The sequence below is a fragment of the Streptomyces aurantiacus genome, assembly GCF_001418335.1.
Classification (GTDB): domain Bacteria; phylum Actinomycetota; class Actinomycetes; order Streptomycetales; family Streptomycetaceae; genus Streptomyces; species Streptomyces aurantiacus.
Genome location: NZ_LIPP01000271.1, coordinates 1 through 7,146, shown reverse-complemented (window position 1 = coordinate 7,146; position 7,146 = coordinate 1). Strand labels below are relative to the sequence as shown.

General features: G+C 72.1%; 5 protein-coding genes. 2 read left to right on the top strand and 3 right to left on the bottom strand.

Going from position 1 to position 7,146, the window contains the following annotated elements; translation table 11 throughout:
- Positions 1-252: 252 nt before the first annotated feature.
- Together afsK and AOK01_RS30505 are read right to left on the bottom strand one after the other, a co-directional pair.
- Positions 253-2,658 carry a protein serine/threonine kinase AfsK gene (gene afsK / locus AOK01_RS30510; protein ID WP_055517339.1) on the bottom strand — a complete coding sequence of 802 codons (2,406 nt, stop codon included), beginning with the start codon at positions 2,656-2,658 and terminating at the stop codon, positions 253-255.
- 340 nt (positions 2,659-2,998) lie between these two features.
- A complete protein-coding gene (locus AOK01_RS30505) occupies positions 2,999-3,880 on the bottom strand; it encodes a VOC family protein (RefSeq protein ID WP_055517337.1) in 882 nt (293 codons plus the stop codon).
- Between the two features lie 124 nt (positions 3,881-4,004).
- Between AOK01_RS30505 and AOK01_RS30500 the strand changes: the two genes are divergently transcribed.
- A complete protein-coding gene (locus tag AOK01_RS30500) occupies positions 4,005-4,652 on the top strand; it encodes a TetR family transcriptional regulator (RefSeq protein WP_079103883.1) in 648 nt (215 codons plus the stop codon).
- Between the two features lie 175 nt (positions 4,653-4,827).
- On the opposite strand, the gene AOK01_RS30495 is transcribed toward AOK01_RS30500, so the two are convergent.
- Positions 4,828-6,036 (bottom strand): acyl-CoA dehydrogenase family protein, encoded by a 1,209-nt coding sequence (locus AOK01_RS30495; RefSeq protein ID WP_055517333.1) that lies wholly within the window; start codon positions 6,034-6,036, stop codon positions 4,828-4,830.
- Between the two features lie 159 nt (positions 6,037-6,195).
- Between AOK01_RS30495 and AOK01_RS30490 the strand changes: the two genes are divergently transcribed.
- Positions 6,196-7,146, top strand: a 951-nt coding sequence (locus AOK01_RS30490) for a thiolase C-terminal domain-containing protein (protein WP_079103884.1), incomplete at its 3' end; no start/stop codon positions are given.

The following is a 7,146-nucleotide window of genomic DNA, read 5'->3' as shown; positions in this document are numbered from 1 at the left end:
CCCTTACCCTTCCCGTCGCTTCTGGGGGCTGCGCCCCCAGACCCCCGCATCGCGCTGAACGCGCTCGTCCTCAAACGCCGGACGGGCTGAAAAACAAACGCCGGACGGGCGCGCGAAGCAGGATGCCGGGCGAGCTGAAAGGCAGGGGCGCAGCCCCGCCTTTCAGGGGCGCGGGGAACTGCGCGACCAGCCCCCACCCACCCGCACCCGGCCCACGACCCGCACAACCCCTCGGCCTCGGGGACTGCCCGTTCAAGAACGGGCAGTCCCCGTCCCCTTCTCCGCGTCCAGCGCGTACACGCACCGGTCCTTGCTGCACGCGTACACCACACCGTCCTTCACCACGGGCGCCCCCGTGATCTCCCCGCCCGTCGCCAGCTTCCAGCGCAGGCGGCCGTCGTCGGCCTTCAGGGTGTAGAGGAGGTGGTCGGTGGAGCCGAAGTGGATGCGGCCGTCGGCGACGACCGGCGTGCCCACCAGGTCGCCGCCCGCCTGGAACCGCCACTTCGGCGTCCCGGTGACCGCGTCCAGCGTGTAGAGCCCCTTGCCGCTGCCGACATGGACGTGCCCAGCCGACACGAGCACCGGGTCGACGGAGGACCGTGCCTCGGTGGCGATGCGCCAGCGGTCGCGGCCGTCGGTGGCGTCGAGCGCGTACACCGTGCCGAGGTAGTCGGCGAGGTACAGCCCGCCGCCCGTGACGGCAGGACCCGACGCGAAGGTGGGCGGGCTGAGGAACACGGCGGGCGCCTCGAAGTGCCAGCGCACATGCCCGCCGGCGACGTCGATGGCGAGGACGCGCGTGCCGGCCGACACGTACACGTACCCGTCGTCGGCCTGGGTGATCCGGACGGGCACCCCGCCGCAGGAGGCAGCGTCGCCGATGGGGTACGACCAGCGCTCCTCACCCGTACGGGCCTCCAGGGCGCGCAGCCGGGCGTCCTTCCAGACGTAGACCGTGCCGTTGTGGACGGCAGGACCTGCCTCGGGCGACTCGAAGTCGGTCTGTGCGCCGGTGATCTCCCAGAGCTTCTGCCCGTTGGCGGCCTCCCAGGCCTGTACGCCGCCGCCGCGGGTGCCCGTGACGACGGTGCCGCGGTCGGCCTGGAGGGAGTACACCCAGGCGTCGGCCGGCAGCCGCCACAGGTCGGTGCCCTCGCGGGCGTCCAGGGCGAAGAGGGTCGGGCCGTCGGAGGCGTGGACGCGGCCGTCGGCGACCGCCATCGACCAGGCGACGTCCCGCGTCTTGAAGCGGCGCCGGCCGGTGGCCACGTCCAGCGCGTGCACCTCGAAGGAGGTCACGTAGACCAGGTCCCCGGCGACGGCGGGCGTGCCCCAGACGTCGTTCGACATACGGAACCGCCAGGGCCGCCAGGACGTACCGCCGTCCGCTTCCGGAGCGGGTACGGGAACGGGTCCGGCCGGCGCGGGATCGGCGCCGTTCACGCCGGGGCGCGGGCGGGACCAGGAGGCGACGAGTCCGGCCTCCGGGGGAGGCGCCTTCACGGCCGCCGCGCGGGCGTCGGCGACCCGCGGTCCCGGCCCGATCGGCACCTGGGCGCCGGCCAGGCGCACCGGCCCTGCGTCGGGCGCGCCCCCGTGCCGGCCGGCACCCGCGCCGACCGGTACGGGTGACACGGGCGGCGACATCGGCGGCGACATGGGTGGCGGCACGGGCGGGTCGTGCAGCGGCTGGGGCGGCGGCGCCATGGGGGCCCCGCGTCCGCCGCTGCGCCCGCCGGACGGGGGCTTCGGGGCCGGCCGGCCGCCGCGGCGCGTCTCGATCAGGCTCACGGCCCGCTCGGGCAGCCACGCGGACGCCGTACCGCTGTCGTCCGAGCCGGAATTGAACAGGTGGGGTGCCAGCTGGGCCTGGAGGTCGGCCGGGTTCGGGCGGGCCGTCGCCTCCATCTGCATACAGGACTCGATCAGCGGGCGCAGCTCGTCGGGGAGGCCTTCGAGGTCCGGGCCCTCCCTGAGCAGCATGAAGACGGTCTCCACGGGGTTCGCCCCGTGGAAGGGCGCATGGCCCGTGGCGGCGAAGACGAGCATCGAGGCGAGCGAGAAGACATCGCTCGCGCCGGTCACGCTGCGGGAGTCCTTCGCCTGCTCGGGCGACATGTACGCGGGGGTGCCGACGGCGACGTTCGTCATCGTCAAACGCGTGTTCGAAACTCCGGAGGCGATACCGAAGTCGATGACGCGCGGCCCGTCCTCGACGACCAGGACGTTCGACGGCTTCAGGTCGCGGTGGACAAGACCGGCACCGTGGATGGACTGCAGCGCCTCGGCCACGCCCGCGGCGAGCCAGCGGACCGCCTGGGCCGGCATCGGCCCGCACTCGGTCACTATCTCTTCGAGGGAGGGCGCGGGCACGTACGCGGTGGCCAGCCAGGGCACGGCCGCGCGCGCGTCGGCGTCGACCACGGCCGCCGTGTAGAAGCCGGACACGGCACGGGCCGCCTCGACCTCGCGCGAGAAGCGGACGCGGAACAGCTGGTCCTCGGCGAGTTCGGTCCTGACCGTCTTGATCGCCACCCGCCGGCCCGAGGCCGAACGCGCGAGATAGACCAGCCCCATGCCGCCGGCACCCAGCCGTCCCAGCACCTCGAACGGCCCGATCCGCCGCGGATCGTGCTGTGTCAGCTGATCCACCACTTGCCTGCCACCTCCCCGTACGCGGCCACCGCTCCAGCCACCGCTCCTGCCGCAGCTTCAGCCACTGCGCAGCGTCTCACCACCGACCCGATCCGGCGGCACGCACCCCGATTCTTCCTGGCCGGGGCTCCGGTTGCGAACCCGGGACCGATTCGGGATGTCTCCCGCCATTCCCGGGCAAACAACCTTGGTCTGCCTTGCTTTGCAACGTCGGCCGGTGCTTTTCAGCGCCTTTCAGAGCTTGCCGTACGGGTTTCGGCCGTGGAGCACCGCCCAATCAATCGCCCGATTCAGCGGCGGGGAAGCCGAAAAACCCCTGATTCCCTCCCCGGAGTACAACTCAGGCCGCGTCCCGGCGCTCGAACAACGCGAAGGACGCCCCCTGATTGTCGCTGACGACGGCCACGCGCCCGTACGACGTCTCGAAGGGCGGCACCCGCACCCGGCCGCCGAGCCGCGCCACCGTACCGAGCAGGGCCTCGCAGTCCCGTACGCCGAAATGTACGAGGAAGTGGGGCGGCATCTCGGCCGGGAAGACGTCGGAGATGTGGGCGCGGCCGAATTCACGGGTGGCACCGGGCCCGAAGAGGGCGTCGTGGAAGAGGCCGGGGTAGAAGGCCTCGGCGGTGGCCGTGTCCCGCGCGTACAGCTCGACCCAGCCGAAGGTACCCGGCCTGCCTGTACCGCCCGTGCCGTCCGCCCCACTCGTCCCGTCCGTCCTGCCCGTATCGCCCGTATCGCCCGTATCGCGGTGTCTGCTGAAGCCGGGGTGCGTGCCGGCCTGCCAGAGCCCGAAGACGGCGCCCTCCGGGTCGGCCACGAGGGCCCCGACGCCGTACGGGCCCACCCGCACGGGTGCCGTGACGACCTGGCCGCCGCCTTTCCGGATCCGGTCGGCCATGCCCCGGACGTCCGGGGTGGCGAAGTAGACCGTCCACACGGTGGGCATCCGGCCGTCCCGCTTCGGCACGAGGGCCGCGACGGGTTCTCCGTCGAGACACGCCCGCACGGCATCCGCGTACGGACCCGCGGGCGCGTACGGGCCCTCGGCCTCTTGCCGTCCCTCGAAGGACTCGAAGGGGTTGAAGGGGTCGAAGGGCTCGAAAGTCCAGCCGAAGAGTCCGCCGTAGAAACGCTTGCCCGCCTCGACGTCCGGGAGCTGGGCGTCGATCCAGCAGGGGGCGCCCTCGGCGTACGCGGCAGAGCCTTCAGATCCAGCCATGCGGCCAAGCTAACGGCCTTCAACGCATCCCGCAGAGCGGGCGGCGCCCCCGCCTCCCAGGTCCGCGCACCCCATTTGCAGTCGGCCGAATCGCGCTCCGATCACCCCTCGGTAAGCTGACGTCATGACAGGACAAGTGCGTACCGTCGACGGCCGTGTGGCCGGTCGGCGAGGGCAGGCGACGCGGCAGAAGCTGCTCGACTGTCTCAGCGAGATGCTCAGCTCCTCGCCCTACCGCGACGTCAAAGTCATCGACGTCGCGCGGAAGGCGGGCACTTCACCGGCGACCTTCTACCAGTACTTCCCGGACGTCGAAGGCGCCGTCCTGGAGATCGCCGAGCAAATGGCCGCGGAGGGCGCCGGGTTGACCGAGCTCCTCGAAGGACGCTCCTGGGTCGGCAAGGCGGGCTGGCAGACCGCGCAGGAACTCGTGGACGGGTTCCTTGAGTTCTGGCGCAAAAACGACGCCATCCTCCGGGTCGTCGACCTGGGCGCCGCCGAGGGCGACAAACGCTTCTACAAGATCCGCATGAAGATCCTCAACTCCGTGAACAACTCCCTCACGGACACGGTCAAGGAGCTCCAGGCGAAGGGCAAGGTCGACAAGGACGTCAGCCCGGCGGCGATGGCCGGCTCCCTCGTGGCGATGCTCGCGGCGGTGGCCTCGCACCAGAAGGGCTTCCAGACGTGGGGCGTGAAGCAGGCTGAACTGAAGCCGAACCTCGCGCTGCTGGTGCACCTGGGCGTGACGGGCAAGCGGCCGACCAGGTAGTTCGGGCACGCTTTCCACACATACGTCCAGGTACACGTACACCTCCTTCGTGCACATTCGTACACATCCGTACACGTCCTGTCACGCAGGCGGCAGTTCACCTCGGTGGGCTGCCGCCTGTCGCACACCCGGGTCACTACTTGCCACCGACCACTGACCGCTGCGGGCGTGGCTGTCAGACCGCCACCTCGCCGCCACCGAACAGCCGCGCCTCCTCGGCCGCGTACGCGCGCAGCCGGTGCACCGGTCCGAAGAGCAGCTCGTCGCCGGCCGCCCGCTTGAAGTACAGGTGCGCCTCGTGCTCCCAGGTGAACCCGATCCCGCCGTGCAGCTGCACGGCCTCGGAGGCGGTGGTGCGCAGCGCCTCCAGGGACTGCGCGAGCGCGAGCCCGCCGGTCCTCTCCCGGCCCTCGGCACTCGCCCAGGCCGCGTAGTAGGCGGCGGAGCGCGCCGCCTGGACCTGTACGTACAGGTCCGCCAGCCGGTGCTTCACCGCCTGGAACGAACCGATCGCCCGCCCGAACTGCTCGCGCTGCTTGACGTACTCGACCGTCCGCTCCAGTACGCGGTCGGCGGCGCCGACGGCTTCCGCGGCGAGGACGGCCGCGGCGGAGTCGCCGACGGCGGCGAGGGCGGCAAGGGCGCCACTGACGTCAGCGCCGGCATCAGCGCTGCCGTCGGTGGTGTCGCCCAGGAACTCGGCTGCCACCTCGCGCAGTTGGACGCGGCTCTGGGAGCGGGTCTCGTCGAGGGAGGTCCGCCGCACGCGGGTCGCTCCCTCTCTCACCAGGAAGAAGAGAGTGCGCGAGCGGGCGAAGCCCCCGGTGTGCGCGGCGACGACCAGCAGGTCCGCGCTGTGCCCGTCGAGCACCTGGTCGGCCTCCCCGTACAGCCGCCACACGCCGTCGGCCCGCCGCGCCTGTACGCCTCCCGACCGGCCGCCGCCCGCCCAGTCACCGCGGTTGTCGCCGGTCAGGCCGAGGGCGGTGGTCAGCCCGGCGCCCGGCACGGCGAGGGCGGCGGTGAGTTCGCCGGTGGCGATACGGGGCAGCAGCGCGGCACGCTGGCTCCGGCTGCCGAGGGCGAGTACGAGGGGCGCGCTCAGGACGGCGGTCGCGAGCAGCGGGGAGGGGGCGAGGGCCCGCCCCAACTCCTCGGCGGTCAGGGCGATTTCCATGGTGCCGCAGCCCACTCCCCCGTACGCCTCGGGGAGTGCGAGTCCGGGCAGGCCGAGCTGTTGCGCGAGGGTTACCCAGAGGGCGGGATCGTAACCGTCCGCGGTTCGCACGGCGGTCCTGACCTCGTCCGGGCCGCAGCGTTTGAGGAGCAGCTCACGGAGGGTGCGGCGGATCTCGTCCTGTTCCGCGGTGAAGGTGGCGTCCATCGGCGGGCTCCTCCCCGGGCCGGATGTCCGGCGGCCGGTTCCCAGATCTGACGGGTCGTCATGTTAGGGCGGCGGCCAGTAGATGCACAGGGTCGTCACGACACAACGACCCCGCGACACCTCCCGCGCGGGCTCTGACCTGATGTACCGTCAGATTCCATGACCCCGACTCGTCCCACCCCTGCGAAGCGCAAAGTGGCCGTCGTCGGCGTCGCCCTCTCCGACTGCGGGCGCCTGGACGAGGCGACACCGTACGCACTGCACGCCCAGGCCGCCCGCAGGGCCCTCGCCGACTCGGGCCTGGACCGGTCGGTGATCGACGGCTTCGCCTCGGCGGGCCTCGGGACGCTCGCGCCGGTCGAGGTGGCGGAGTACCTGGGCCTGCGGCCCACCTGGGTCGACTCGACGTCCGTCGGCGGCTCGACGTGGGAGGTCATGGCGGCGCACGCGGCGGACGCGATCGCGGCGGGGCACGCGAACGCCGTCCTGCTGGCGTACGGGTCCACCGCGCGCGCGGACATCAGGGCGGGGCGGCGTACGGGCGACCTGTCGTTCGGGGCGCGGGGGCCGCTCCAGTTCGAGGTTCCGTACGGCCATACGCTCATCGCCAAGTACGCGATGGCCGCGCGCCGCCACATGCACGAATACGGCACCACGCTTGAGCAGTTGGCGTCCGTGGCGGTGCAGACGCGGGAGAACGCCGCGCTGAATCCGGACGCGATGTTCCGGGAGCCGATCACCGTCGACGACGTCCTGTCGGGCCCGGTGATCGCGGACCCCTTCACCAAACTGCACTGCTGCGTACGGTCGGACGGCGGGGCGGCGGTCCTGCTGGTGGCCGAGGAGTACGTACAGGACTGCCGTACGGCTCCTGTGTGGGTGCTCGGCACCGGTGAGCACGTCTCGCACACCACGATGTCCGAGTGGCCGGACTTCACGGTGTCGCCCGCGGCGGTCAGTGGGCGGCTCGCCTTCGAACGGGCGGGGGTCGCACCGCGGGACGTGGATTTCGCGGAGGTCTACGACGCCTTCACGTACATGACGCTCGTGACACTGGAGGATCTCGGCTTCTGCGGGAAGGGGGAGGGCGGGGCGTTCGTGGAGAAGGGG

Bases quoted from the DNA above. Each gene is read 5' to 3' on its own strand.
- AOK01_RS30505 (WP_055517337.1), bottom strand. From the start codon at position 3,880: ATGGCTGGATCTGAAGGCTCTGCCGCGTACGCCGAGGGCGCCCCCTGC.
- AOK01_RS30500 (WP_079103883.1), top strand. From the start codon at position 4,005: ATGACAGGACAAGTGCGTACCGTCGACGGCCGTGTGGCCGGTCGGCGA.
- AOK01_RS30495 (WP_055517333.1), bottom strand. From the start codon at position 6,036: ATGGACGCCACCTTCACCGCGGAACAGGACGAGATCCGCCGCACCCTC.